The 653-nt window shown below is 44.4% G+C and carries 1 pseudogene; it reads left to right on the top strand.

Annotated elements, in window-relative coordinates:
- Positions 1–2: 2 nt before the first annotated feature.
- Positions 3–653, top strand: a pseudogene (locus ACTHS3_RS16470) (transferrin-binding protein-like solute binding protein); the annotation flags it as partial.

Genomic DNA, 653 nt, shown 5'->3' with positions numbered 1-653 from the left:
TTTTGTCCGCATGCGGTGGTGGCGGAGGCGGCGGTTCATCTGCTTTAAGCACCGGCGCTACTCCTACCAATAATACCGGCAACTCTGCTGGCAATAATGGTAATCCTACCAACAACAGCAATGCCAACACTCCGAAAGCGCCGTCTACTACGCTTACTAACAGTGCCGACAACCTTGCCGCACTGACCGATGAAGCTCCAATCGATCCGGCCAACGTTAGCCAGCCTTTGCACACACATTTCATCTCTTCCAAAGGTGCACAGCAATCCAACCCTAACGTACAAATCCGCAGAGATGCCGCAGGCAAAATGTTCCAAACGGACAATCAAGACCGTAACCAAAATGGCCTGATCAGTTCTATTGACTTTAACAGCAATGATGAAGTCAAAATGGACGGCGTTGTGTTATTTAATAAGACCTCTAATGGCAACGCAACCCAACCTACATGGACAAGCTACGCTTCTGTTATTGCCAAAGTATATTCAAAAGGCAATACTCAAACTGATGTCAGCGAACAAACAGGCAAAGAGAAAAATACCGAATTCGCATATGGTAAATCAACTTTGGATGAACGTATTGTTGAACTTTATAAGAAGTTAGAAGCTGAAAAAGAAAATCTAAAAAAAGAACAAAACTCAGAGTCTGGTCAAGTT

It is taken from the genome of Neisseria sp. P0009.S007, from assembly GCF_051962515.1.
Note: the sequence above shows the minus strand (reverse complement) of the source record. Positions and strands in the feature narration are given on the sequence as shown.